Consider the following 26,095-nt stretch of genomic DNA (forward strand, 5'->3'; position numbering starts at 1 on the left):
AAAACGCGACCTCTGTAAATGATATACGGAGGTCGCGTTTTGTATTGATTTGGGTGCGGTTACGGTTTCACCTGACCAGGATCAGCAACGTCACTAGCTGCAGGAGGCGAGTTTAGAATTACCGGAGCAACATAACGTGCAGGGATCCAGGCATCCAGATCAGCCATTGCAATTTTATTGGCCGGACTGAATTTAGGCGATGCCATATATGCCAAAACCGATTTGCGTAGAGACGCGGCGGTCGGCTGCTTTTCGGTAGCCGGGTCTGACAAATCAAAAGACGTTACCATCAATTTACCATTCCCCACCTGGCATTCAAATAACATGGACAGGCGCAGGTTGCGATTCCATTCATCAATAGGCTGCACTACCGAATTTAATGTTTGCGGCAGCGATTCCATATTCATGGCCACAGTTTTTGGCAGCAAATTAACCCACTGGAAATCGCAATGATCTTCAGTAGGGAAACCGGCCAATGCGCCATGCCCGGCATCATTCAACAACCCAACCATCCAGGTGCGGCTTGGATTCATTAGGCGGTTCCAGAAGACAGGAACGGTTGTTAAGGCCAGGTCTGCCGATGGCTTCTCTGGTGCGCCAGACAGGAACAGCACTTTACCGCCTTTGGCCAGTTGCGCCTTTGCCTCATCCCATGAAGTAGAGACCAGCACATCTTTAGGCACCTCATTTTTTACGGCCGATGGGTAAACCCAGAACGTCCAATGATTACTGAACCCGGCCAGATCTAAAACCAGCGAGTAGGCTGCCGGTGCGGGCAATTTAGCAAGCGAAGCAGAGATAGTGCCCAATGCATGACCGCTGCCCCGTGGTATATTGCCTGTTGGCAAGCTGCCGGTCAACACGGTTTTGCCTTCGTTGTTTAATATGCGCCAGGTAGGCGTGACACCAGTAAGTGCAGCCGGGCCAAAATGTGCTACTTCGGCACTGGCGGTTAATGTTTGGTTGTTGGTAAAAACACGATCCTTCAGCCTGATGAGCGGAACAGTGGTATTATTAAAGCGTTTAAACTCATTGGCTGTTACATAGCCTTTCTCTTCCCAAAAGGCATCAAGCAAACCAATTAATGCACCACCCTGCCCCAGGTAGTCATGCAAATCCAGCAACTGATAGCCCGAGTATGAAGTAGTACGTAATAATGCCTCAATCTCTTCCTTATAACAAGCCACCTGGAACTTACCCGACGCATGAGCAAGCGCCTTATTTTGACCGAGCAAACCGTGTGCTTTGGCGCTATCGCGCATAATGATGTAATTGCCAGGATGCATATAGGCCTCCTTGCCAGAATCAATGCCTAACGGAAAGGCGGCATATTTGCCTTTACCTGAAAATTTTTCGATAATGCTGAAATCTGGATAAGCGCAATACTGACCTATCTCATGACCAATACAAGGCACCGTAACACCGTGCCGTATTGTATTCAAGCTCTCTTCATAATCGCCTCCAAACCAGCCTCTCGGTCCGCGTGCCGGACTACCCGTAACCAGGTAGTCTGCCGCAAAGGCCGTGCCTGGCCCCGCAGGTGGCGGCGACCACCGGCCAGAGCCATCTGTATAAAGGCGACGAGGATCCGTCTCCCGCATTTCTTTATCCCAACCCGGGAGTTGTTTAGCATAGTTACCTGCAGGCTCATTAGTGGCAGCAAACATCACAAATGACGGGTGATTACCATAAGCCTTTAACAAGCGCGCAGTTTCATCTTTTAGCACGGCCAGCATCTTGCCATCCGAGTCAAAAGCATTCCACATGCCGCACTCCGGCTGCAAATAAAAACCCAGTTCGTCGGCTGCTGTAAATGCAGCTTCAGGCGGGCACCAGGAGTGGAAACGCATGCCGTTTAAACCCCAGTCCTTACAGATACCTATAATCTTTTTCCAGGTGGCCACATCTGTAGCCGGATAGCCGGTCAACGGGAAACCGCCACCATCATGCGTAGCGCGCAGCAATAACTGTTCACCATTTAATAAGATACGATTTCCGTCGGTCTTAATTTCCCGCATGCCAAAAGTAACCTGATGCTGATGATCGGCCTGCGCCCCTTTGAGTACCAAAGAAAGGTGTTGCAATTGTGGTGTAAACTCTGACCATAGCTGTGCATTAGGCATCGGCACATCAATAACAGCCTGGCCGCCCTTCTCGTCCCATTTCACAGGCACAGACTTAGTGCCAACAGAAAGCGTGCCCGTCCCCGCCTTACCGGTTACGTTGCCAATTGCAACACGAACCTGTGCCGATTTAGCAGCAAGATTTGGGAACACCTGCGCATCAGCAATCCAGACAGGCGAAGTGGCCGAAAGCTCAATCCTGCCAACAATACCGTTCCAGGTTGAGCCTTCGCCGTCAGACACGGCATGACCGTCCGGACGATAGGCCGGCGCCAGCATGCGGTTATCAATGCGAATGGAAAGCAAGTGCCGTCCCGGTTTCAGGATACCCAGATCAAAATCATGCGGGGCAACCAGCGAGCGGTTGCTACCAATCAGCTTGTCATCCAGATAAACATCGGTTTGCCAGCGGGTTCGCTCCAATAAAAGTTCAATGCGTTTGCCTGTCCATTCTGCCGGCACATCAATATCCCGCTGATACCAGGCCACACCCAAATAATGGCGCACCGGTTGCGAAAGATATGGCACCTGCACATTACCTGGCACGGTATAGGCTTTATATTGCGGTAGCAGATACCAGCGCATATCGCGCGGAAGCGCAGCTACAAATTTGGTATCGGCAGTAATTTCATCGCCAAAACCCTGGGTTTGCAGGATACCGGGTAAAGAGATACTGGCATCGGCGGTCAACGATTTGTTGAACCAGCCCGCAGTGACGCCTGCATCACTACGATCTAGTGCAAAACGCCATTTGCCTGCTAAAGAAATGGCCCCTTTTGCGGGTGGCATCGGTTCAAGAGCTTTGGCAAAAAGTCCGGTTTTGGGAAGAATGGCGGCAGCGGTGGTAATACCGGTCATGGTCAGGAAAGACCTCCGGCTGATGGAATGTTTTTTATCTGAATTCATTCAAAAAGGCTGTTATCTTCTCAAAACACATGGCGGGTGTTAGGTTTGAGGCATGTTGATCATTACCCAACGCATCTCTAACGCGAAGGTGATAACAGCCTGAACCCATAGGGATATCCCTGCTATGGACTGAGAAAATTGTTTTAATTTGGTTGTCATCCAAAGTAAAACAATTACCCACGCTTTAGCAATAAACTCCTTTATTGTAACGATAATGTTCTTTACGCCTTTTTACAGCTCATTAATCCAGGCTGATACCTTTTGTAACGCCACCGGGTTAACCGTTTCGCTGATCTGCGCATACTCGCCCAAGGCGCCGGTTTGGGCTTTCTGAAACAGGTGATTTAAGCCAGGCAAAGCAACTTCCTGATGATTTTTATTACCTCCTTTTTGCAATGCAGCTTTTATGCCCGCCAGGTTAGCTGAACATTGCACTTGCATATCCAGCGTTCCATTCAACGCCAATACCGGGCAAGTAACTTTACTAAGGTAAACATCAGGATGGATGCCCAACATATAACGAAACCATGGCGTAGTAACCTGGCTGTCGCCGCGCTTTACAGCGGCGTCTATACTTTCTCCTTGAAGCGCGCCGGCTGGATATGCACGCAATTCGCGGTAAAGCAGGGTATCTATCTTCTCCTTTAATTGCGCCGTACTGAGCGTACTATTGCCGGTTACCAGATCCATCACCTTCCGGTTGGTACGCATGGACAATTCAATAGCTTGTTGAGACGCGCCCGCTAAACGCAGTTGGTCGCGCTCCTGCTGCAACAATAATTCAGTCATTGGCTGGCCGGGGCCGGCCAGCAGGCAAACAAATTTTACAGCTTTATTTCTGGCAGCCACCATAGGTGCAATTAGTCCACCTTCGCTATGACCCATCAAGCCAATGCGCAGCTTACTCAAATCGGGCCGGGAAAGAATATAGTTTACCGCGGCTTCGGCATCATCGGCAAAATCTGCGGAGGTAGCGGTAGCAAAATTACCGGTAGACTTACCTACCCCCCTGTCGTCATAACGCAGTACCGCAATGCCCTGCCGGGTAAGCTGATCGCTCCAAACCAAAAACGGCCGGTGATTAAACGCTGTAACTTCCTCGTCCCGGTTTTGCGGGCCTGAGCCAGTAATCAGTATTACAATTTTGGTGCACTTGCCGTCGGCGGGCAAGGTTAAGGTACCAGCCAGTTGGTTGCCGCCTTTAAGGTTGGTAAATACTATTTCCTCGCGTTTATAAGGGAAGTCTTTAGGATCCTGCGGCCTGGGCAACATTGACACAGGCTGCGCAGAAGCACGGTTTCTTGATAGATTGAGCGGTATTTCGCCTCCCTGTATTAAAACTCCTTTAATTAGCCCGCTGTCTGGCACAAAAGTGCCGGTGTATTTAATACCGAATCTTGGCGCCACAATAGTGAGTTGATTTTTCTGCAGTGTAGTGGCATCTGTAGCAAGGCCATTGGCGCCCTGATCCGGGCTATCTAAAGTTGAGGTATAACCATCTCCAGATCTGGCAATATGGAAAACCACATGCAGATTGCGCCCAGGAGCGGCTAAAACGCCATACCAGGCGCCGGCAATATCTTGTGCATAAAGTTGGCCGGCTAGCAGCATAACCAACATCACCAATAAGGCTTTTTTATTCATTGTGATGGTTTTGATATTGACTTGAATATGGACAACGTTCCAGTTATACTAAAATGAAACACAGGGGGGCGACTACTAATCAATGGCAACACCCTGCAAATTGGTTGGGTTTTCAAAACGCTCGCCCAGGGCTATGCCCAGGGTAACCAGTTTAAAACCAGAGAAAATTCCTTCATTCAACTGGGCGATATTGATGCGGATAAACTGTTCGTCTTTACATGCCACAACAACGCCGTAATTGATATCGGCATACACAACAGTGCCCGGCAAGGCCGACTGTGGACTGGGCATTTGCACCCGGTTAACCTCCAGCACCCTGAATGGCTGCCCTCTAAAAAGGGTTACCGCACCGACATAATCGGGATTGGCGGCGTTAACTACACACTCTATCTCCGTTGCCGATTGCTGTTCCCAGTCAATTTTCAAATCGTCTATAACAGGCGGTTTAAAGTAAGTGGCCCTGCTTTCTGTTTGCGGCAGGGTTTCGGTATTACCGTTTTGCAAGCGGTCAATAGCTTTTTCAATCAGCGCAACGCTTTCCATACTTAGACGTGCCGACAGTAATCCGTGGTTTTCTGCCGGATCGATATTGGTTTGATGCTGTACCAGCATCGGGCCGGTATCAAAATCCTCCGCCATACGGTGGATGGTGATACCACCTTGCTGCTCGCCGTTTTTGATCTGCCAAAACATGGGGGCATTACCACGGTAAGCTGGTAATAAGCTAAAATGCACATTATAAAAGCCTAACGGTGGTATACACAACAGATCGGCAGGCATCTTGTAGCGACACCCAAACACCAGCACGGCGTCAACTCCTGCATCGCTTATCCAGTTTAGCAATTTCGTCTTGATCTCATCTTTCTGAAACCGCTTAAAAGGCACGTTTAAGTACTGCGCATTGAACTCAATCGGGACATTGTTTTTATTAACATCTCCAAGAGACACGATACTATGCAGCAACTGACGGCCTGCCAGGTGATGGATGGATGGTATGGAAAACAAACCGCCGGTGATCAAAATTATTTTCATGCAAGGAAAGGTGATTTGTGGGTCAAGTTAAACAAGTAATGCGATATCGCATCAACAGCACAAAATTTGTTAACAGAATTTAAGCTAAACGCCATCATCCCTGCGCAGCGGCCGGGCGGCTCCTCTCTGCATCTTTTAGTTTTTGTTCCAGTTTGATGATGAGCTGCCGGGCGGCCTCATTATCCTGCTGACGTAAATTCTCTATCATGGCCGGATAATGAGACAGGTCTTCTTCTTCCTCCTTGATCGCTATCTGCGGCGCTCCTTGCACCATGGCAGTCAGCCAGGGATTTACCTTACAGTCTATTACCAGGTGTATACGGTCAATACTACTATTATTGCTAACGCGATGCGGCAGGTTGGCATTAAGATACCAGCACTCACCTTCATTAAGAATGATGCGTTGATCTTCGCTGTAAAACTCAACATCCGCATGGGTAATGACAGGGAAATGCAGACGTGCTTCGCCTTTTTCAAAGGAGAGCTGATGATCTCGATGCTCTTTAATAACCGAGCCCGCCCGCAGGTTCAAAAAACGCACAGACATTACCGGGCACTGCAGCAATGAAACCAGTTTTTTTACCGTTGGGAAAAGCTGCATGTAATCGGTATCCAGAAATGAGGCATTATCCATCAGATCAGGCACCGGGTTAAGGTGATTCCCTCCAGGCGATCGTAGCGGCAGCACCTGCCAGCCGCCACTGTAATGGTAAGTATTTAAATGCGGTAGCCACTGTTGGTTGCCGCCGGTTAATTCATTTTGAATGGCGTGTGCATCATACCCTATTGGTAACCGGGCATAGCGAATGATTTGCATAGTTTAAGCTGATAGCAGTTGATCTTGCTCACCACGCAACTGCTGATATGAAGCGGCAAACGCCTGCACCCCATCAACACCGGGAATAAACTGCTTGGCAGCAATACTGTTTTTAAGGCCATTACCGTCAAATCCTATTATGGTTCTGCTAAACATCAGGCCGTAACGGGCTCCTTGTGTTAAAATTACCTCATGGCTAAGCTTATTAAATGCCACGTTGATGTTGGTAGAAAGCCTTGCGTTGTTACCCGCCACAATCATATCAATATGGCTTGATTGTTTGGCTAATTGATGGCTATCTGCTTTATCATCGCTATCAAGGTGTGCCAGGCAAATCACCCATTGGCACCGCTCCCGCTCTTTAAGATGACGGGCTGCACGGTTGGCGGCGCCCATAACTTCTGTATGCGCCACACCTGTTATGGGCGAACAAACGCCGGTAATACCGGTTTTTACTCCGTTTATATTAATTATTATATAAGGCTTAACTATTGCTGCAAGCGGACCGCTAAAATGATGATTGCAATTAACCAGATTAAACTTCATATCGGCCGCCAGATTTACTAAATAATCAGCCCCAGCCTGCAATTCATGACCGCTCAAGCCTGCTGCATGATAACCGATGCTGTTCATCATTCCAATCATTTTTTGCTGATGGGCCAGACTTTGCGCAGGATTTATAAAGCCGCCTGCATCCAATAGCAAACCTTCGGTCTGCTCATTTTGCATCTTTTTCTTTATGAGGCTCAAGCCACCCATTTCTTTATAGACACTTTCAATCTGCCCCTGCAAATCATTACTGCAATACACATTAAGCTGACTTGGGGTGCCAGAACCAGGTTGATTAATAATGGCCGCATTAGCTAAAGATTTATGCAACAATGCAGCGCCAGTAATAAGAGAAAACTGGCTTAAAAAGATGCGTCTAGTGTGATTCATGGGGCTGGTTTTGGGCTGGTTTAAATTGAATTGAATCTAAAGATATAATATATTTTTAGCAAACAAATTAATAAACACATAATTAAACACAACGGTTCATTTGCAAATGAATTAATATTCATTAACTTCAAACAGTTATAAACTAGTAATTTGCTAAAATATTTTTCGTGTATTATTCTTCCGTTTGTCGGAAACTTTTTAATATTGATATACGTAAACAACTGAACTTATCTCATAAACCTAAAACCATGGAACCTTCTTACATTGGTGCCGTCTGGATGTTTGGCGGCAATTTCGCTCCTGTCAATTTTCATTTTTGTGACGGAAGTCTTCAGTCCATTGCAGAAAACGAAGCGTTGTATGCCTTGTTGGGTACAACCTACGGTGGTGACGGCGTAAGCACATACGCCCTGCCCGATCTGCGTGGCCGTTGCGTTATTGGCCAGGGAACCGGTCCCGGCTTGCCCGCTTACACTATAGGGCAAATGGCTGGTACCGAATCTGTAACCATCACCACCAGTATGATGGCCAGCCACACGCACTTGCTTAATGTAGGCACCAATGCAAGTGCATCTGCCCCGTCAAGCACTTTATATCTAAACCAGATGACAGCTGGCGGTGCACCGCAAACGGTTTATACCAATGCAACACCTGCCGCTACTTTAAACACAGGCACTGTAGCAAGCAGCGGCGGCAGTATTCCTATTGATATAATACAGCCAACACTGTGCATTAGCTATCTGATATCCCTGTATGGTATTTTCCCAAGCCAGAATTAAGGTACCTCTCGGCTTGTATTAAATATCACAAAGACCAATTTGAACCAAATCTTAACTCAATAATATTATGAATCAATTTTTAGGTCAGATCTTAGCGGTAGCCTTTAATTTCGCACCCAAAAACTGGACTACATGTTCAGCACAAATACTGTCAATCCAACAAAACGCGGCACTTTTTTCGCTATTGGGCACAACCTACGGCGGCAATGGCGTTACCACCTTTGCCCTGCCAGATCTGCGTGGCCGTGCAGCTAATAACTGGGGCCAGGGCCCGGGTTTACAAAACTATGTACTGGGCGAGATGACTGGTACAGCAACAGTTACCATGCTGGCATCTAATGTGCCTTTACATATCCATTCGCTGCTGGCCAGCAACCAGGCGCCAGGCACAGCCTCACCTTCGGGGGCTGATATTTGTGCCGGGGGCTCTTTAGGTGGCAATACGGCCAACCTGTATGGTACGGCTGCCGGTTCAACCCTAAATTCGGGCACTATTGCCGCCGCGGGCCAGTCAACCCCAATCCCAATTATGCAGCCATACACCGTATTGCAATATTGTATCGCTCTTCAGGGGATATTCCCGTCAAGAAATTAATGGTTAAACAATACAGATGATATTTAATCACTATTAATTAACCGTATTAAACACGAACTAACCAATAACCTTATGGATCAGTATTTAGCAATAATCATTCAATGGGCCGGCAATTTTGCCCCAACGCAATTTGCGCTCTGCAGTGGACAAATACTACCTATCTCGCAGAACACCGCACTGTTCTCTTTACTAGGAACCAACTACGGCGGTAACGGTACGTCAAACTTTGGATTGCCAGATCTGCGCGGCAGAATTCCTGTTGGGCAGGGTCAGGGCACAGGACTAAGCCCATATGTTGTAGGCGAACAAACCGGCAGCGAATCAGTATCATTACTTTCATCAAATTTGCCGTTACACTCGCACAACGTTAACGTGTATGCGGGGGTGGGCAATCAATCAACACCTTCAAATTCATACCTGGCCGAAGGCCCCAAAAGCGGTACAGGCCCCTCAGCTAAATCGCCTAATATTTATTATAACGGCGCCGCACCAAATACCACCCTTAACCCGCTATCGATATCAACGAACGTTGGTGGCGGCGGCCTGCCAATGAGCATATTACAACCTACTATTACTGTAAGCTATATCATCGCGCTGGCAGGTATATTTCCGCCGAGGAACTAATCACCTATCATCGCACCGGCAGATGGATTTCTGCCGGATAACTTAAATCTGAGTCACAAAACACCTCTCCTGACCATGACGGGAACTATAAAAGTAGGATTGCTGACACCTTATTCAGGTGTTTATCCCTATTACGGACACCACCTGAGTGCCGGAATGCTATTGGGCCTGTATACAGGAGCGCCTAAACGGAATGAAATACAATTTATACCAGCGTACACAAAAATGGGCGATCCGGCCAGTGTACTCGAGGCAGCAAACCGCTTGATTTTTTTTGACCAGGTTGATGTTATTTCGGGCCTGGTGAGCTATAAATCAGTGCTGGATATTATCCCGATTATTGAGCGCCATAACAAAATCGGGTTCTTCTTTGATATGGGCGAATACATACCCTGGTTTAATTACCTGAGCCCCAGAGTATTCTATTCATCTCAACAAATATGGCAAACCCAATATGCATTAGGGTATTGGGCAGCAAAAGAGTATGGCGATGGCGGCCAGATGATTTTGCCTATATATGAGGCTGGCTATCATATCAACAGTTGTTTCCAGCATGGCGCCATGGACGCCGGAAGCGGACGACTGAATATACATGTGATACCACACGATAAGCGTGAGCCTAAAAAAATGGACCTGGATGTAGTTTTTGAAAAGCTAAAAAAAGATCCACCGCCATACGTACATGCCATATTTGCCGGAACGTTGGGCAACGAGTTTTTACTGGAATGGAAAAAATCGGGCCTGCACAACCAAATACCGCTAATTGTGGTAGAAAATATGGCATATGATGATATGCTAAGTGATGTAGGCCATCTTGACCTGAACCTGATTACAGCCAGCACCTGGAGCAGAACAGACGAGAACCACCGAAATCATGAATTTGTAAAACGATTTGAAACAGCGGGCGGGCAGCAAGCCAATATTTTTGGTTTGATGGGCTATGAAGCCGGCCTGGCCTTACGGGAAGTAAAACCGTTACTGCTCAAAAAAGACTATGAAAAAATTGCGTCGCTGCTTCAGAAAGAAGCCATTGTAGGCCCACGCGGCGAGCGCAATTTTTACCCTGCCTCTGGCTATGCTTTGCCAACCACAGACATTGTAAACGTAAAGACCACCGCAAACAACATACATAAAACAATACTAAGCCAGGGAACGGGCTTAAAGTTTGATGCCCAACAGTTTAAAGCTATACATGAGGGAAGTGTAAGCGGGTGGCTAAACCCGTATTTGTGTATCTAAAATTAAAAGCTATGGAAAAAACTTTTACTAAAAATTGGTTTTTGGTATTATTGGTACTTGCCTTAGGCGCTATTGTACCAGCCAGAGCACAAACCTATACTTCAAAAGTACTGGGTACCAACCTGGGCGTATCTGCCATGTGCAAAGATGCGGCCGGTAACGTTTATGTAATTCAAACGGTCTCGACGGCGCAAAGCTCCACCCAGCAAAACGCGCAGATTGTAAAATATGCTGCCGGCACTACAACGGGCACCGTACTTACAGGCACAACTTTTCAGTTCTCTGAATATGAGAGCGTGCTCAACTACGCGTTCGGCATTGGCATTGATAGTGGTGGCAATATATTCGTTACCACTTATAATGACTATTTTCCCAGCGATGGCAGGGACGTTACCACTTACGGAAAAATTCTGAAGTTTACACCCTCAGGCGTCAATACCTACACTCAATCAACATGGGTTACAGGGCAATACCCTAGCGGTAATAAAATTGGCGACTTTGGCGGACTGGTTATTGACTCACATGATAATATTTTTGTTGATGCGTATAACGATGTAGACGGCAAATACGAAGTAGTAAAATATCCCTCGGGAAGCACAACACCTTCAGTGATTTTTACGCATGTGGGCGATGCCAACCTCGTTTCCGGCGATCACTACGGCCCATTTCCGGCTTTAGCTATTGATGGGTCTGACAACCTGTATGTAGCAACCAATTTTGATACTGATAATAATTCAGACGGTGGCAAAATATTTAAACTTACCGCATCATCTAGCTATACATCAAGCACAACGTCTATAATAAACAACGCTTACTGTACAGCCCTTACATGTGATGCAACGGGTTCACTTTACGCTACCATAGCCACTTATACGGTTGGAAGCGGCCTTACCTCCAGCAGTGTTGTTAAATATTCAAGCGATTTTTCAACAACCACTACGCTTTACAGCAATGTTAGCCACAATGGTTCATGGGAGCCATGGGGCATCAGTGTCCCCAGCTCATCACTTACTTTTGCCGGTGCAGGCGGCGGCCCGACTGGAACCGGTCACCTGGGCGATCTGGCAGTAATCTTTAGCGCCCCATCCACACAAGCTACCAACGTTAGTTTCAGCAGCACTACCGAAAAAACAACCAGCATCAGCTGGACCAATGGTAACGGCGCTTCGCGGGCCGTATTTGTAAAAGCAGGCACCGGAGGGTCGCCAACACTTACTAATAGTACTACCTATACCGCCGCCACAGCCTTTGGGTCTGGCACACAGGCCGGCTCTGGTTGGTATTGCGTTTATAACGGTACAGGTACATCAGTAAGTGTAAGCAACCTTACGGCTGCAAGCACCTACACTGTGATGGCCGTTGAATACAATGGCGTTGCAGGTGCTGAAAACTACTTTACTACCGCAGGTACCGGCAACCCTAACACGGTCACCACGGCATCAAACCCTGCCTTAACCGCATCCGGCGCTGCCCCTACTTACAGCGTAGGTGGTTCGGCAGTAACGGTTGACAATGGCATTACCATAAGCGGCGGTACCGGTACGTTAAGCACCGCTACCGTTAGCGTTAGCACGGCATTTGCCTCGGGCGATGCGCTTAACTTTGTTAATCAGAATGGCATAACCGGCTCATATAACTCGGGCACCGGTGTCCTTACTTTATCTGGTAGCGCCAGTTTGGCCAACTACCAGACAGCGCTGCAATCTGTCACTTTCTCCAGCAGCTCTGCTTCAACCACCACAAGAGGGGTATCGTTTCTGGTTGGCGATGGCGTAGCAAATAGCAGTACTGTTAGCAAGAATATCAGTATATCAACCAGCACAACAATATCTTCCATCAACCTGGCATCGTCAAGCCCGACTAACGCTACAACCGTAAACTTTACGGCTACGTTTGCCTCGTCTGTAACCGGCGTTACGGCTTCCAACTTTTCGTTGACTACTACCGGGGTTACCGGCGCCAGCATAGGCACCGTAACCGGCTCAGGCACCACCTGGACCATCCCGGTTACTACCGGCACGGGCGATGGAACCATCAAACTAAACCTGGCCAATGCAACCGGTATTTCGCCCGGCATCTCTACTACGCTTCCGTTTGCCGGATCAACTTATACCATCGATAAAACCGCACCAACTGTAGCCATAACCCGCACAGACGGCAACCCGACAAATGCCAACGTGATTGATTTTCAGGCTGTATTTAGCGAAGCGGTAACCAATGTTGACCCGACTGATTTTGTAATGACCAACAGTGGCGTTACCACCGGTACCATCAGTGTAACGGCTATAAACTCCACCACCTATAATATCTCGGTAATCAACGTAACAGGCGACGGTACGGCACGCCTCGACCTAAAAAGCGGCACAAATATCATTGACGCGGCAGGCAACGGCCCGGCAGCCTATACTAGCGGCGAGGTTTACACAGTAGATCAAACTGTACCGGTTATTTTCGGCACTTCTTCTTTCTCTGCAAATAACACCCCATCTGACTACGCCAAAACAGGTAACATTATTACGCTGAATGCAATATATAATGAGCATGTAACGATTTCATCGTTCGTTATAGGCGGCCATGCCGTAACACCGGTTAACACAACCGGCAATACGTGGCGGGCTACTTATACAGTAACAAGTGCCGATCCAGAAGGGCACATGACCTTTGAAATAATAGCTGCCGACGATGCAGGCAATACATTGGATGCAACATCTGCCAACGTTACAATAAACGGTGTATATGTAACTATTGATAACACCCTGCCAACGGTAAGCATAGGTGCTCCATCTTTAACCCTGACCAAAGCAGACCCGGTTAGCTATACCGTAACTTATAACGATCTTAATTTTAGTGCATCAACCCTAAGCTCGGGCGATATTACTGTAAATAGCACCGGAACGGCTACAGCCGGCACCATTGCTGTTACGGGCACTGGCGACACCCGTACCGTAACCCTAAGCAACATTAGCGGTGATGGAACGCTCGGCATTTCGATAGCTGCCGGAACAGGGGCAGACAAGTCAGGCAACCTAACCGCGGCAGCGGGTCCGTCTACTACGTTTAAAGTATTCAACACCGTACCAACCAACATCGCACTTAGTCCGGCAGCTATAGATGAAAATCTGGCTTCGGGTACTACCGTTGGTGCATTCAGTACTACAGGCGTTAACACGGCTGCAGGCGATACCTATACCTACTCGCTGGTTACCGGAACCGGCGATACCGATAATGGCAGCTTTACCATTGATGGCAGCGGCAACCTCAAATCGGCCGCCAGCTTCAATTACGAAGTTAAAAACAGCTACAGCATCCTGGTACGCACTACAGATGCTGTTGGTTTAACCTTTGATAAACAGCTTACCGTTGCTATCAACAACATCAATGATGCACCGGTAGCCGTTAACGATAGCTATACCACTATTAAAAATGTGCCACTTACGGTAAGCAGTGCTGCAAACGGCGTACTGAATAACGATACCGATGAGGACGGCAATACGCTAACCGCTGTTTTGGTTAGCGGCCCGGCCCATGGCTCACTGACATTAAACGCTAACGGCACATTTACTTTTACACCAAGTGGTGGCTATAGCGGAACAGATTCATTCACGTATAAAGCTAATGACGGTACCGTTGACGGAAATACTGCCACGGTAAATATCACCATCAATAACTCAGTTATTAGTTTGGATGCAGGCTCGTTAACGGCCATGAGTACTACTTATGGTACAGCATCAGCCTCACAAAACTTCACTGTTTCTGGCACAAACCTAATCGCCGGCATATTGGTAACACCGCCAACAGGTTTTGAGGTGAGTACCGATAACAGCAGCTTCTCCCCTACCGTTACTCTGCCACTTAGCGGCAATAACGTTTCATCAACAACGGTATACATCAGGTTAAAGGCTACAGCGGCAGCTAACACTTACGCAGCCAGCAATGTGGTATTGAGCAGCAGTAATGCCTCAAACGTAAATGTGCCTACAGCATCAAGTACGGTAAGCCCATATGCTATTACCATTACAGCTAATGACGTTCCGAAAACATACGGACAAACTTTGAGCAACGTTACCGGCTCTACTGCATTTAGCAGCACAGCATTGGTTAACGGCGAAACCGTGGGTCAAGTAAACATCGGTTATGGCACAGGTGCTGCGGCAACAGATGCAGTAGGTACTTATACCGGCCAGGTAACACCATCGTCAGCAAGCGGAGGCACCTTCACCGCGGGCAACTATAGCATTACTTACGCTAAAGGCAAGATCACCATAGGCCAGCGCACGCTAAACGTATTTGCAACAGGCGTCAACAAACCGTATGACGGTGCGAATACCGCCACTGTTAACCTGACAGATGACCGTGTAACCGGCGATACCTTCACCGCCAATTACACATCAGCTTCTTTTGCCAGCCCAAATGTGGCTAACGGCATCACAGTAAGCGTAAGCGGCATAGGTATCAGTGGCGGGGCCTCTGCCAACTATTCGCTAGGAAACACAACGGCCACCACCAGCGCCAATATTACCCAAGCCGCTGTTACAGTTACGGCTACCGGTCCGGCTAAATCATACGGAACCGCGCTGACTGCTGGCACCAGCACTACTAACTTTACAGTAGGCACTGGCCTCGCCACCGGCGAAAGTATTACCGGCGTCACCTTAACTCCTGACGCAGCCGGTTTGTCGGCCACCACCACTGCTGGTTCGGCTTACGTGGTAACACCTTCTGCGGCTACTGGCACCGGGGGCTTTGCAACAGGCAATTACAATGTTAATTATGTGCCATTTAATGGCACGGTAGGCACATCAACGCAAACCATTACCTTTAACGCCCTTGCAGGCGCTACTTACGGCGATGCACCAATCACACTGACAGGTACCGCGTCATCTGGCCTTACCGTTACTTACAACAGCTCTAACACCGCAGTAGCTACTGTAAGTGGCAATACCGTTACCATAGTTGGTGCAGGTAGCACCACCATTACTGCCGCGCAAGCTGGTGATGGCAACTACACTGCAGCCACCAGCGTACCGCAAACATTAAACGTTGCTACAAAATCGCTTACTGTTACGGCTACCGGTGTAAACAAAACATATGACGGTACTGCCACAGCAACGGTTAACTTCAGCGATAACCGCGTAACAGGCGATACCTTTACCACATCATCAACCGCAAACTTTAATAATAAGAATGTGGGGCCGGGTAAAACTATCAATGTTACCGGCATCAGCATCAGCGGCGGCAAATCTGCTAACTATACCTTAAGCAACACCACCGCTTCTGCAAGTGCAGCAATCACGGCAAAAGCCATCAACGTTACAGCCCAAACTGATAGCAAAGGTTATGACGCCACTACCAGCTCATCTGTAGCTCCTGTGGTTGACGCCCTGGCCACCGGTGATGCCATTGCAACTGCACCGGTACAAAACTTTGACACACCGGCAAAAGGCACCGGCAAAACGTTAACGCCATCTGGTTTGATAATTAACGATGGCAACAATGGCGATAACTATGCTGTTAGCTATGTAACCAACACTACTGGCACTATTACCGCCCGTGCCATCACCGTAACTGCGGGTACTAAAACCAAAACTTACGGCTCGATAGATCCGGCGTTAACTTACAGCATCACAACCGGTTCATTGGCTGGCGCCGATGCATTTACCGGCGCCTTAGCCCGCACCACCGGAGAAGCGGTTGGCTCCTACCCTATCAACCAGGGAACATTAGCACTGAGCAGCAACTATACGCTTACTTATGTGGGTGCTAACCTTTCTATCACACAGTTTGCATTAACCATTACGGCTACGGGGCCGCTTAAATCATATGGCACCGCGTTAACTGCCGGTACCAGTGCCACCAACTTTACCGCTGGTGCAACTGTCGGTAGTGAAGCCGTTACCTCGGTAACCCTGACACCTGACGCCGCCGGTTTATCGGCCACTACAGCTGCTGGTTCACCTTATGTGGTAACGCCATCGGCAGCCACTGGCACCAACGGGTTTAGTGCAGCTAACTACAACATCAATTATGTTGCTTACAATGGTACAGTGAGCACTACATCACAAACCATTACCTTTAATGCACTGGCTAACGCGACCTATGGCGATACGCCTATTACGCTGACTGGCGCTGCGTCATCTGGCTTGGCAGTGTCATACGCCAGCTCTAACACAGCAGTGGCCACCGTAAGCGGCAGCACACTGACCGTGGTTGGTGCCGGTACAACAACCATCACCGCATCGCAGGCCGGTAACAGCAACTACACAGCCGCCACCAGCGTGCCGCAAACACTCACGGTTAACGCCCGTGCTATTACGGTAACGGCTGCTGCACAAAGCAAAACTTATGGTGCGGTTGACCCTGTCCTTACCTATAGCGTTACCACGGGATCATTAGTGGGTACGGATGCCTTTACAGGTACACTGACCCGTGACGCCGGCCAAAACGTTGGTGTTTATGCCATTAAACAAGGCAGCCTGGCACTGAGCAGCAATTATGCGCTTACTTATGCCGGCGCTAACCTGACCATTGGCAAAGCCAGCCTAACTATTAAACCTGATAATCAGAGCAGGGCTTATGGCGCTGCTAACCCTACATTGACCGTTGGTTATACCGGTTTGGTTAATGGCGATGTTGCTTCATCGTTAACTACGCAACCAACCGTTACTACCACTGCAATCAATACATCGCCTGTTGGTTCTTATGCAATTAATGCCAGCGGTGCGGCTTCAGGTAATTACAACATCAGCTATACGGCGGGCTCTCTGTCTGTAACTCAGGCAGCGCTTACCATTACGGCTACAGGTCCGCTTAAATCATACGGAACCGCTTTAACTGCCGGTACCAGCACCACCAACTTTACAGCAGGTACAACTGCTAATGGCGAAACTGTTACTTCGGTAACATTGACGCCTGACGCAGCCGGTTTATCCGCCACTACAGCTGCCGGTTCGCCTTATGTGGTAACGCCATCGGCCGCTACTGGTGCCAACGGGTTTAGTGCCGCTAACTACAACGTCAATTATGTAGCGTATAACGGTACCGTAAGCACTACTTCGCAAACTATTACCTTTAGTGCACTGGCTAACGCGACCTATGGCGATGCACCTATTACTTTAACAGGCACTGCGTCATCAGGTCTGACGGTTTCGTACGCCAGTTCTAACACAGCGGTTGCTACTGTTAGCGGTAATAAAGTAACCATACTGAGCGCAGGTACTACTACTATTACAGCCTCGCAAGCGGGCAATAGCAATTATACCGCAGCCGCCAACGTGCCACAAACACTCACCGTTAACCCGCGTGCTGTTACGGTAATTGCCGCTGCACAAACCAAAGTATATGGCACTACAGACCCTGCACTTACCTATAGCATCAGCTCTGGTACATTGGTAGGCAGTGATGCCTTTACCGGTGCGCTTACCCGCAACGCTGGCCAAAATGTGGGCACTTACGCCATTACCCAAGGTACACTGACACTGGGCGGCAATTACGCGCTGACTTATACCGGCGCAAACCTGACCATTACCAAAGCTGCATTGAACATTACAGCCAACAATCAGACTAAAGTTTACGGTGCAGCCAACCCGGCCTTAACCGTTGCTTACAGCGGATTTGTAAACGGTGATAATTCAGCGGCATTAACTACTCAGCCTACAGTTGTTACTACGGCAACCGCCAGCTCGGCAGTAGGCAGCTACCCTATTACGGCCAGCGGTGCAGCATCTGGTAATTATAACATCAGCTATACCGCGGGTGCGCTTACCGTTACTAATGCTACGCTTACCATTGCGGCCAACAACCAAACCAAGGTATACGGTGCGGCTAACCCAGCCTTAACTGTTAGCTACACTGGTTTTGTAAATGGCGATACCCAGGCCAGCCTGACTACTCAACCAACCGTGGTTACTACAGCCACCACGGCATCGGGCGTAAATACTTACCCTATTACGGCAAGCGGAGCGGCCATTGCCAACTATACCATTGCTTACACCGCAGGTACGCTTACCGTAACCAAGGCGCCACTTACTGTTACTGCCGACAACAAGAGCCGTTTGTTTGGTGTTGCTAACCCGGCGCTGACCATTACCTACAGCGGTTTTGTAAACAGCGAGAGCGCAAGCAACCTCACCACACAGGCAACAGCAACTACCGCGGCAACCACTACTACCCTGCCGGGCAGCTATCCTATTACGGTGGGCGGTGCGGCATCAGGCAACTACTCGTTTATTTATGTAAATGGCAGCCTCACCATCATTCCGCTTTCTAATGCTAATCTGAATAGTTTATCTGTTAGCTCGGGACCATTGTCGCCAGCGTTCAGTACGGCAGTTACCAGCTACAGCACCTCGGTAACCTATGATGTTGACCATGTATTCTTCACTCCAGTGTTTGACCCGACTGCTTCGATCCGCATCAATGGTTCGTCAGTTAACAACGGAGGATCCTTCAATATGCCGCTCAACGCAGGGAACAACACGGTTACGCTTGTGGTAACAGCACAAGATGGCGTCACCACTAAAACCTACATGGTTAGCGTTTACCGCGCTATACCACCGGATGCTGTGACGGCTACCAATATTCTGACCCCTAACGGTGATGGCAAGAACGATACATGGGTGATTAAGGACATTAATCTGTATCCAAATAATACCGTAACAGTTTATGACCGTGGCGGACGCGTAATCTACGCTAAGCATGGTTACAATAATGAATGGGATGGTACGCTGCGTGGTGCATCACTTTCTGAAGGCACCTATTACTATACGATAGATCTGGGTGTTCAGGCACGTACTATAAAAGGTTTCATCACTATTTTAAAAAGTAATTAAGTTTAATTAACCTTTAGCAAAATTATCATGAACAACTATATAGGATATCTGAAACGCATAACCCTGGCTACGGTATCGGTTTGCGGAATGCTGATAGGTGAAGCCCATGCACAGTTGAACCCCTTTCAGAGCATGTATTATCAAAACCATTACCTGCTTAACCCTGCACTGGCAGGTGTTGATAAGGGACTTAACCTGAACGTTAATTACCGGCAGCAATGGAGTAACTTTCCGGGGACGCCTAAAACGGCTGCCTTTACTGCAGATTTTAACGCCGGGGACCGCGTAGGTGTGGGCGCTAACGTGCAGGACGATCAGTCGGGCCTCATCCGCACTACCCGTGCGGTGGGCTCTTACGCTTATCACCTGCCGTTAAATGATGCTGGCGATCACCTTAGTTTTGGTTTATCATTGGGTATTAACAATAGCAGAGTAGACGCCAACAAAGTAAACGGCGACATGTCTGACCAGGAGCTTTTACAATACAACCAATTGAAGCCTTACGTTGATGGTGATTTCGGGGCTGCATATACATCAAGCCACTGGTTGGTTAGTGCTGCTGTTCCTAACTTAAAGAGCACCTTGTTTAAGGGGTCAGACAGCCGTTACGATGCCGACCTGCTAACCTTTTCTGGTATAGTTGCCTATAAATTTACCCAGATAGATGATGGTAATAGTTTTACCATGTCGCCATTGGCCGGCTACCGAATGGTAAAGGGCTTTAAAGACATCTTTGACGCTGGTTTTAACATCACCATGAACAACTACGGGCTTTACTTTCAAAGCATCTATCACACCAATCAGAACATTAGCATGGGTATTGGTTTAGACCAGAAAACGTATATGCTCAATTTTGCCTATAACCTGGAAACCGGCCAACTAAGCAACTATACCCGCGGTGCGTTTGAGTTTGGTTTGAAAATTAATGTCTTTAACTCGCCTGCAAAATAAGCAACTATAAGCAATCATAAAAAAACCTCACTGGTAATTGCCAGTGAGGTTTTTTTATGATTGTGTTCCCGAGATTATATTATTTGTTAATCAAACAGGTTTATAATCTTCATTAAAATGTTCGGGAGAACTGCAAGCCCAATGCTCCATCCTGATAGCTGGGCAATAGCAATGCATCTGATGCTTTATGTTTAGCGGCCCTCTCCTTTCCGTGGAACAAATTGTTCCGGATAATAGGGTACAGCAGATACGCTCCTTTTGTAGCCAGGATACCAAAACCGGCACCGGCAATTACATCGCTAAGCCAGTGGTCTTTATGATACATGCGCAATACACCGGTTGTAACCGCCAGCGAATAACCACCCACCCCATACCAGGCCGATTTACCACTATACTCCTGCGCCATAAACTCTGCACCGGCAAAAGCATTGGCTGTATGGCCCGATGGAAAAGAATAATAATTGCTACCATCCGGCCGCAGGCGATGCGTGGTACGCTTTAGGGTAAACAGCGCCAGGTTCATCATCCCTTGTGCCAGCACATAGGTCATGGTTCTGTCTATAAAAGTATTTTTACCATGATCGCCGGCCAGGTTTAACCCGTAAACCAAAATAACCGGCGCAAACTGCAATATATTTTCGGTGTGACTTGTTACCAGTAAGTTCCTTTCGGTAATCTCTCCATAAACATCATGATCCAGTTGACGGATGGGGTGAAAGATAAAAGACGCAGCCCCATAGGCCACCAGCGCTGCCGGTGGTATTAGCGCTGCTGTTTTACTATGCAGACGTACTACTGTATCCGGAGCAGTTAATAAATCTTTACGAACGGTATCGACTATATTCTTTTTTGTGATAGTATCACTCTGTGCCCTTGCGCTGTTATACAGCAGGCAACCGCTAATTACTAAAACATACTTAAATCTCAGCATAACTGGCAATATACAAATCAAATCTGTATAAAATCTAAACTTTTCAATAAACAACGGTTATCGTCATTGAGTTTTGTCAACTCAGTTTATTGATCCATATAACAAGTACTAAGCTAGTTAGAACACATCAAAAAGGGTAGTTTTTCTATCGCAAACTACCCTTTTTGATGGCACTAAATACCTGAATTCTGGTTATAAAATCGCTACGGAATGATATCTACCTGGATATGCTTAATCAATAATACCGGGAACAAAAAACTCATTAATGCCCGCAACATCAGAAAGATAGGTAGCCATGCTGGTAATCTTACCGTCGTTTACCTGGCATACAATAGCTACCTGCTCGTCCAGCAGTAAATCGCCCCTGCTGGCCGTATTATGCAATGAAAGGGTAAAACCATGCAAGCCATATAAAATATGCTGCAATTGAAAGTTAACGCCAAAGTTTTTTAGGCCCTGGGCACGTTTAACAATGGCTTCGGCACTGGCGGCCAGACCAGAGAGCACGCTGGTACCGGGCAATGTCCAGGTGGCATCTGTGGCTAGTATAGTTTGCAGGGTAGCCCAATCGTTGCTTTTTACGGCATTAAGAAATGTACCGGCTACCTGTAGTTTTTGCTCATCAGTTGGAAGGATATTATTTTGAATGGAGGTGTTCATGGCTGTGTCTGTATGATGGTTAGTTTAATGGTTCTGCGGCAGGGAAATCAACAGGGATTTTTGTAAGCGCATAAACATAGTTGGTAAAAATCCTGACGGTAACCAGGCCAATCACTTCCATCACCGCGGCATCGTCAAAACCTGCGGCGTAGAAATCTTCCAATGCCTGCTCATCGGCATGACCTTTATTAATAGTGATTGATTTTGCCAGGCCAATCAGTGCGTTCAGTTTGGCATCAGCAGTGTGGCCTCTGCGGATGTTCAGTGTATCTTCTTTACTGAAACCGTTTTTCATGGCGGCTAAAGTGTGCCCTGCCAAACAGTAAGCACAATTGTTAATTTCTGACACTATGAGTGCAATGGCCTCGCGCTGTTTACCGCTTAACACACCGTGACTTAAGGCGGTATCCAGATCTACAAAGCCTTTCAATGCAGCGGCTGAATAGCCCATTGTGGCGTACAGGTTAGGCACCTTGCCCAGACGTTTGGTAAACTGATCAAATATAACTTGTGATTCTGCGCTTACCTGTTCTCTTACAGGAACTTGAAATGTTTTCATAATGATTGAGATTGTTATGATTTAAGATTTTTATTGAAGATTAATTTTTTGCTTTTTGACTATCGAGGTACAGCCTTGCAGTTTCGCTCATGGTAACAATGGTACCACCCAAAATCACCAGGTCTTTAATAACTAACCGACCGCGACCAGACAGGTATGGAAATCCCCATTGAGCATCGCCCAGGTGCGGCACCCAGCTTTCGGGCGTGGTAACAAGGAAAGAAAGCGTGCCCAGCGTCATCACACCGATGAGGAAACTGGCTATTAAGCTGGGGAGCGGTGCAATTTTGTACAGGGCGACCAGTAGGGCTAATGTCACCAGGAAAACACCCAGTCCGAAGGAGAAGCCGTAGGTATTATTTTCAATATGCCATTGGTGGTTGGCAGTAACCAGCTCGCCTTCTTTATTCTGGTGAGTTTTATACTCATTAGGGTGATGATAGAAGAACGACATGAAAGGGCTGTTGGCCACAAAGGGCACGATGCCGTCGGCTTCATAAGTGAAGAATTTGAGTCCGCCTATCCAAAGGAAGACTACGACGATGCCAAAACGGACAACTTTTTTTCCGAATTGATCAAGGTTTGCGATGCTGTTGATAAGTGCTTGCATGATGTATGATTTGATGATTCAAAACTACATCAGCAGGCCTACCTGCAACATGGACGATAAGGGCTATTGCTTGGACAAATCTGCCACTATAGAATAGCCCGTTTTGTTGCGAAACGTTTGGGGCGATACATTGGTGACCTTCTTAAAAAAGCGACTGAAGTAAAACTCATCCTCAAACTTTAAAGCATAAGCAATTTCCTTGATGCTCTGCCGGGTCAGGTGCAGCTGTTTCTTAGCTTCCAGAACAAGGCGCTCCTGGATCATTTGCGAGGGCGTTTTTTTAAAATACCGGCTGCAACGTTTGGTAAAGTTATTGGGCGACATGGCCAGCAGCTGCGCATAATCATTGGGCTTATGCAGGGTTAAATAATGCTGATCTAAAAGCTGCCTGAATTGCTCCATCTGCTCATCTTTCTCAGAAGGCTCTGCACGACTGTCAATCAGCTTAATTTTAATGCTGCTGGCTTTGGCCAGGAAGAGCTGCAGGTAAGAGCGCAGCACAATTTCAGACGGGGTCTGTTGCTTAAACTCATCGTCAATATCGTCCAGCAGGTTGGCAAATGTGCGCACATCCCTTTCGGCTAATGACACACAGGGCTGGATGTAGATATTATTAAACAGCAAGCCGTTACAGGCCACCTCAGCGCGGTGATACTCTATGCAATAAAAATCGCCGTGAAACTGGAGCTTTGTTACCGGAGTTGGGGTGCTTTGCTCTATATAAATAGTCTGTAGCGGCGTAGAGAACAGTATGACGGGTGCGGTATAATTAAACGTACCAAAATCGGCATGATAAGTCCCTTGCCCCTCTGGAATAAACAGGATAGTATATTCTGAGAACTGCACCGGGGTATTCAGCGCACTGGTGTCTAATCTTTTTATGCCAAGCAGGTATTCGCCATCTCTTGTAAATACTTCCTTCATAGGTTGTTCGTAGTGATCAAAGTTTTACTGTCGCAAATCTGGCCCTTTTTCCCCGATTGCTTATAAGGCCAGCCTTGCCACACAAACTTAAATGAAACCAGCCACTATTTGCAAGTTGTTTAGGAAATGATGTTTTGTGGACGCGATAATACAATTGAGTCCCCGTTGTCACCTCATTTGTTTCTCGCTCCGCGGATTTTACAGAACGAAAACAGAAAAAGGCAGTATTTTTGTTAAACTTGCATTTTATGAACGACGATTTTTATCAGCGGTTGTTTGCCAAACAGCAGCAATTAGAGAGCGTACCCTCAAATGAGGAGATTGCAGGTTGGGCGCTCAACGTCATTCACCTGATGTACCCTGAACGTACCGGCCGGGTTTTCGCTTCTTTAGATGAGCTGAAACGGGAGTTTTTGCGCCTGGAGGATGAACTATGCGAGATTATACAAACCACCAAGGCTTGCTCAAAATGCGATCCGTTTAAACTGGCTGCAAAATTCTTTGCTGAGTTACCCGAGCTTTTCCGCGTACTGAATACCGATATTGAAGCCATTTTTGACGGCGACCCAGCAGCCCGCACCGAGTTTGAGGTGATCCGTACCTATCCGGGCTTTTATGCTATTGCACTTTACCGTGTGGCCCATCTGCTTTGTCAGCTTGATCTGCCGTTGATACCCCGTATACTCACAGAGTATGCACACTCCAAAACAGGTATTGATATACACCCGGCGGCACGCATTGGCGAGCATTTTTATATTGACCATGGCACCGGCATTGTAATTGGCGAAACCTGTATTATAGGCAATAACGTAAAGATCTACCAGGGTGTTACCCTCGGCGCGTTGAGCGTGGCTAAATACATGGCCAATACCAAGCGCCACCCAACGGTAGAAGACCATGTGGTTATCTACGCGGCGGCCACCATTTTGGGCGGCGAAACCGTTATTGGTCACCACAGTATTATTGGCGGTAACGTTTGGCTTACCAAAAGCATTGCCCCTTACTCTAAGGTTTATCACACCCCAAATTCACCGGTTGTAGAAACTATTTAAAACATCACTATGTCTGCCTTAATTGACCTGATCGGTAACACGCCGATGGTGGAAATAAAAAAACTGAATCCCAACCCTAACGTTAAAATTTTTGCCAAACTGGAGGGTAATAATCCCGGCGGTAGTGTAAAAGACCGTGCGGCGCTGAACATGATTCGAAGTGCGATGGAACGCGGAGATATCCGTCCGGGCATGAAACTGATTGAGGCCACCAGCGGCAACACCGGTATTGCCCTGGCTATGATTGCCTGCTTGTTTGACCTGGAAATGGAACTGGTAATGCCCTCAAACTCTACCCGCGAGCGTACGCTGACCATGGAGGCCTTTGGCGCCAAGGTAACCCTGCTGGAAGGCATTGAGCTATGCCGCGATTATGCCGAAGAAAAAGCGGCAACCGGTGAGTATTACCTGATGAACCAGTTTGCTAACCCTGACAACTACCTGGCGCACGTTAAAACCACAGGTCCGGAAATTTGGCGCGATACCGAAGGCCAGATTACTCACTTTGTGAGCAGCATGGGCACCACCGGCACTATTATGGGTTGTTCAAGATATTTTAAAGAGCAGAATAAAGACATACAGATAGTTGGCTGTCAGCCAAGCGAAGGTGCGTCAATCCCGGGCATCCGCCGTTGGCCTGAGGCTTATCTGCCAAAGATATTTGAACCAGAGCGCGTTGACCGCGTAATGGATATAACCGAAGACGAAGCCATCAACGCCGCCAGAGTACTGGCCAAAAAAGAAGGCGTATTTGCCGGCATGAGCAGCGGCGGTGCATTAGCCGCAGCACTGCGTTTAGCTGCCGAGTTGGACAAAGGTGTGATCGTTTTCATTTGCTGTGACCGCGGCGACCGATACCTGAGCAGCAACCTGTTCGGTTAA

General features: G+C 47.8%; 18 protein-coding genes. 8 read left to right on the top strand and 10 right to left on the bottom strand.

Annotated features, from left to right (window positions below):
- Nucleotides 1–59: 59 nt before the first annotated feature.
- From ABZR88_RS13610 to ABZR88_RS13630, 5 genes are all read right to left on the bottom strand, one after another.
- A complete protein-coding gene (locus ABZR88_RS13610; RefSeq protein ID WP_107826808.1) occupies nucleotides 60–3,029 on the bottom strand; it encodes a sugar-binding domain-containing protein in 2,970 nt (989 codons plus the stop codon).
- A gap of 231 nt (nucleotides 3,030–3,260) precedes the next feature.
- A complete protein-coding gene (locus ABZR88_RS13615) occupies nucleotides 3,261–4,673 on the bottom strand; it encodes a S9 family peptidase (RefSeq protein ID WP_107826807.1) in 1,413 nt (470 codons plus the stop codon).
- 75 nt (nucleotides 4,674–4,748) lie between these two features.
- On the bottom strand, nucleotides 4,749–5,705 hold the full coding sequence (locus ABZR88_RS13620) for a methionyl-tRNA formyltransferase (RefSeq protein WP_107826806.1): 957 nt from the start codon (nucleotides 5,703–5,705) through the stop codon (nucleotides 4,749–4,751).
- 94 nt (nucleotides 5,706–5,799) lie between these two features.
- On the bottom strand, nucleotides 5,800–6,522 hold the full coding sequence (locus ABZR88_RS13625) for an aspartyl/asparaginyl beta-hydroxylase domain-containing protein (protein WP_107826805.1): 723 nt from the start codon (nucleotides 6,520–6,522) through the stop codon (nucleotides 5,800–5,802).
- 3 nt (nucleotides 6,523–6,525) lie between these two features.
- Nucleotides 6,526–7,461: a hypothetical protein gene (locus tag ABZR88_RS13630; protein ID WP_107826804.1), complete on the bottom strand. Its 936-nt coding sequence runs from the start codon at nucleotides 7,459–7,461 to the stop codon at nucleotides 6,526–6,528.
- 248 nt (nucleotides 7,462–7,709) lie between these two features.
- On the opposite strand from ABZR88_RS13630, the gene ABZR88_RS13635 reads away from it, so the two are divergent.
- The 6 genes from ABZR88_RS13635 (at nucleotide 7,710) to ABZR88_RS13660 (ending at nucleotide 20,477) form a co-directional block, all read left to right on the top strand.
- Nucleotides 7,710–8,240, top strand: a complete 531-nt coding sequence (locus ABZR88_RS13635; RefSeq protein ID WP_107827116.1) for a phage tail protein — start codon at nucleotides 7,710–7,712, stop codon at nucleotides 8,238–8,240.
- 67 nt (nucleotides 8,241–8,307) lie between these two features.
- Nucleotides 8,308–8,835 carry a phage tail protein gene (locus ABZR88_RS13640; protein WP_107826803.1) on the top strand — a complete coding sequence of 176 codons (528 nt, stop codon included), beginning with the start codon at nucleotides 8,308–8,310 and terminating at the stop codon, nucleotides 8,833–8,835.
- Between the two features lie 72 nt (nucleotides 8,836–8,907).
- Nucleotides 8,908–9,459 (top strand): phage tail protein, encoded by a 552-nt coding sequence (locus tag ABZR88_RS13645; protein WP_107826802.1) that lies wholly within the window; start codon nucleotides 8,908–8,910, stop codon nucleotides 9,457–9,459.
- A 75-nt stretch (nucleotides 9,460–9,534) separates the two neighbouring features.
- Complete coding sequence (locus ABZR88_RS13650; RefSeq protein WP_107826801.1) at nucleotides 9,535–10,698, top strand: ABC transporter substrate-binding protein; 1,164 nt, start codon at nucleotides 9,535–9,537, stop codon at nucleotides 10,696–10,698.
- 11 nt (nucleotides 10,699–10,709) lie between these two features.
- A complete protein-coding gene (locus ABZR88_RS13655; protein ID WP_107826800.1) occupies nucleotides 10,710–19,526 on the top strand; it encodes an MBG domain-containing protein in 8,817 nt (2,938 codons plus the stop codon).
- 27 nt (nucleotides 19,527–19,553) lie between these two features.
- Nucleotides 19,554–20,477, top strand: a complete 924-nt coding sequence (locus ABZR88_RS13660) for a PorP/SprF family type IX secretion system membrane protein (protein ID WP_107826799.1) — start codon at nucleotides 19,554–19,556, stop codon at nucleotides 20,475–20,477.
- Between the two features lie 112 nt (nucleotides 20,478–20,589).
- On the opposite strand, the gene ABZR88_RS13665 is transcribed toward ABZR88_RS13660, so the two are convergent.
- The 5 genes from ABZR88_RS13665 to ABZR88_RS13685 all read right to left on the bottom strand — a co-directional run bounded on the left by ABZR88_RS13665 (nucleotide 20,590) and on the right by ABZR88_RS13685 (nucleotide 24,161).
- Nucleotides 20,590–21,408: a phosphatase PAP2 family protein gene (locus tag ABZR88_RS13665; RefSeq protein ID WP_107826798.1), complete on the bottom strand. Its 819-nt coding sequence runs from the start codon at nucleotides 21,406–21,408 to the stop codon at nucleotides 20,590–20,592.
- 231 nt (nucleotides 21,409–21,639) lie between these two features.
- Nucleotides 21,640–22,068, bottom strand: coding sequence for a nuclear transport factor 2 family protein (locus ABZR88_RS13670; RefSeq protein WP_211309738.1), 429 nt, complete (start codon nucleotides 22,066–22,068; stop codon nucleotides 21,640–21,642).
- Nucleotides 22,069–22,087: 19 nt separating this feature from the next.
- Nucleotides 22,088–22,627 carry a carboxymuconolactone decarboxylase family protein gene (locus ABZR88_RS13675; protein ID WP_107826797.1) on the bottom strand — a complete coding sequence of 180 codons (540 nt, stop codon included), beginning with the start codon at nucleotides 22,625–22,627 and terminating at the stop codon, nucleotides 22,088–22,090.
- Nucleotides 22,628–22,667: 40 nt separating this feature from the next.
- On the bottom strand, nucleotides 22,668–23,237 hold the full coding sequence (locus tag ABZR88_RS13680; RefSeq protein ID WP_107826796.1) for a DUF417 family protein: 570 nt from the start codon (nucleotides 23,235–23,237) through the stop codon (nucleotides 22,668–22,670).
- Nucleotides 23,238–23,300: 63 nt separating this feature from the next.
- A complete protein-coding gene (locus ABZR88_RS13685) occupies nucleotides 23,301–24,161 on the bottom strand; it encodes an AraC family transcriptional regulator (protein ID WP_107826795.1) in 861 nt (286 codons plus the stop codon).
- Between the two features lie 248 nt (nucleotides 24,162–24,409).
- Between ABZR88_RS13685 and epsC the strand changes: the two genes are divergently transcribed.
- Complete coding sequence (gene epsC / locus ABZR88_RS13690; protein WP_107826794.1) at nucleotides 24,410–25,213, top strand: serine O-acetyltransferase EpsC; 804 nt, start codon at nucleotides 24,410–24,412, stop codon at nucleotides 25,211–25,213.
- A 9-nt stretch (nucleotides 25,214–25,222) separates the two neighbouring features.
- Nucleotides 25,223–26,095: a cysteine synthase CysM gene (cysM, locus tag ABZR88_RS13695; RefSeq protein WP_107826793.1), complete on the top strand. Its 873-nt coding sequence runs from the start codon at nucleotides 25,223–25,225 to the stop codon at nucleotides 26,093–26,095.

This window comes from Mucilaginibacter yixingensis (genome assembly GCF_041080815.1).
GTDB lineage: Bacteria > Bacteroidota > Bacteroidia > Sphingobacteriales > Sphingobacteriaceae > Mucilaginibacter > Mucilaginibacter yixingensis.

Excerpts from the sequence above, each read along its gene's own strand:
- ABZR88_RS13610 (WP_107826808.1), bottom strand. The coding sequence starts at position 3,029 with ATGAATTCAGATAAAAAACATTCCATCAGCCGGAGGTCTTTCCTGACC.
- ABZR88_RS13615 (WP_107826807.1), bottom strand. The coding sequence starts at position 4,673 with ATGAATAAAAAAGCCTTATTGGTGATGTTGGTTATGCTGCTAGCCGGC.
- ABZR88_RS13620 (WP_107826806.1), bottom strand. The coding sequence starts at position 5,705 with ATGAAAATAATTTTGATCACCGGCGGTTTGTTTTCCATACCATCCATC.
- ABZR88_RS13625 (WP_107826805.1), bottom strand. The coding sequence starts at position 6,522 with ATGCAAATCATTCGCTATGCCCGGTTACCAATAGGGTATGATGCACAC.
- ABZR88_RS13630 (WP_107826804.1), bottom strand. The coding sequence starts at position 7,461 with ATGAATCACACTAGACGCATCTTTTTAAGCCAGTTTTCTCTTATTACT.
- ABZR88_RS13635 (WP_107827116.1), top strand. The coding sequence starts at position 7,710 with ATGGAACCTTCTTACATTGGTGCCGTCTGGATGTTTGGCGGCAATTTC.
- ABZR88_RS13640 (WP_107826803.1), top strand. The coding sequence starts at position 8,308 with ATGAATCAATTTTTAGGTCAGATCTTAGCGGTAGCCTTTAATTTCGCA.
- ABZR88_RS13645 (WP_107826802.1), top strand. The coding sequence starts at position 8,908 with ATGGATCAGTATTTAGCAATAATCATTCAATGGGCCGGCAATTTTGCC.
- ABZR88_RS13650 (WP_107826801.1), top strand. The coding sequence starts at position 9,535 with ATGACGGGAACTATAAAAGTAGGATTGCTGACACCTTATTCAGGTGTT.
- ABZR88_RS13655 (WP_107826800.1), top strand. The coding sequence starts at position 10,710 with ATGGAAAAAACTTTTACTAAAAATTGGTTTTTGGTATTATTGGTACTT.
- ABZR88_RS13660 (WP_107826799.1), top strand. The coding sequence starts at position 19,554 with ATGAACAACTATATAGGATATCTGAAACGCATAACCCTGGCTACGGTA.
- ABZR88_RS13665 (WP_107826798.1), bottom strand. The coding sequence starts at position 21,408 with ATGCTGAGATTTAAGTATGTTTTAGTAATTAGCGGTTGCCTGCTGTAT.
- ABZR88_RS13670 (WP_211309738.1), bottom strand. The coding sequence starts at position 22,068 with ATGAACACCTCCATTCAAAATAATATCCTTCCAACTGATGAGCAAAAA.
- ABZR88_RS13675 (WP_107826797.1), bottom strand. The coding sequence starts at position 22,627 with ATGAAAACATTTCAAGTTCCTGTAAGAGAACAGGTAAGCGCAGAATCA.
- ABZR88_RS13680 (WP_107826796.1), bottom strand. The coding sequence starts at position 23,237 with ATGCAAGCACTTATCAACAGCATCGCAAACCTTGATCAATTCGGAAAA.
- ABZR88_RS13685 (WP_107826795.1), bottom strand. The coding sequence starts at position 24,161 with ATGAAGGAAGTATTTACAAGAGATGGCGAATACCTGCTTGGCATAAAA.
- epsC (WP_107826794.1), top strand. The coding sequence starts at position 24,410 with ATGAACGACGATTTTTATCAGCGGTTGTTTGCCAAACAGCAGCAATTA.
- cysM (WP_107826793.1), top strand. The coding sequence starts at position 25,223 with ATGTCTGCCTTAATTGACCTGATCGGTAACACGCCGATGGTGGAAATA.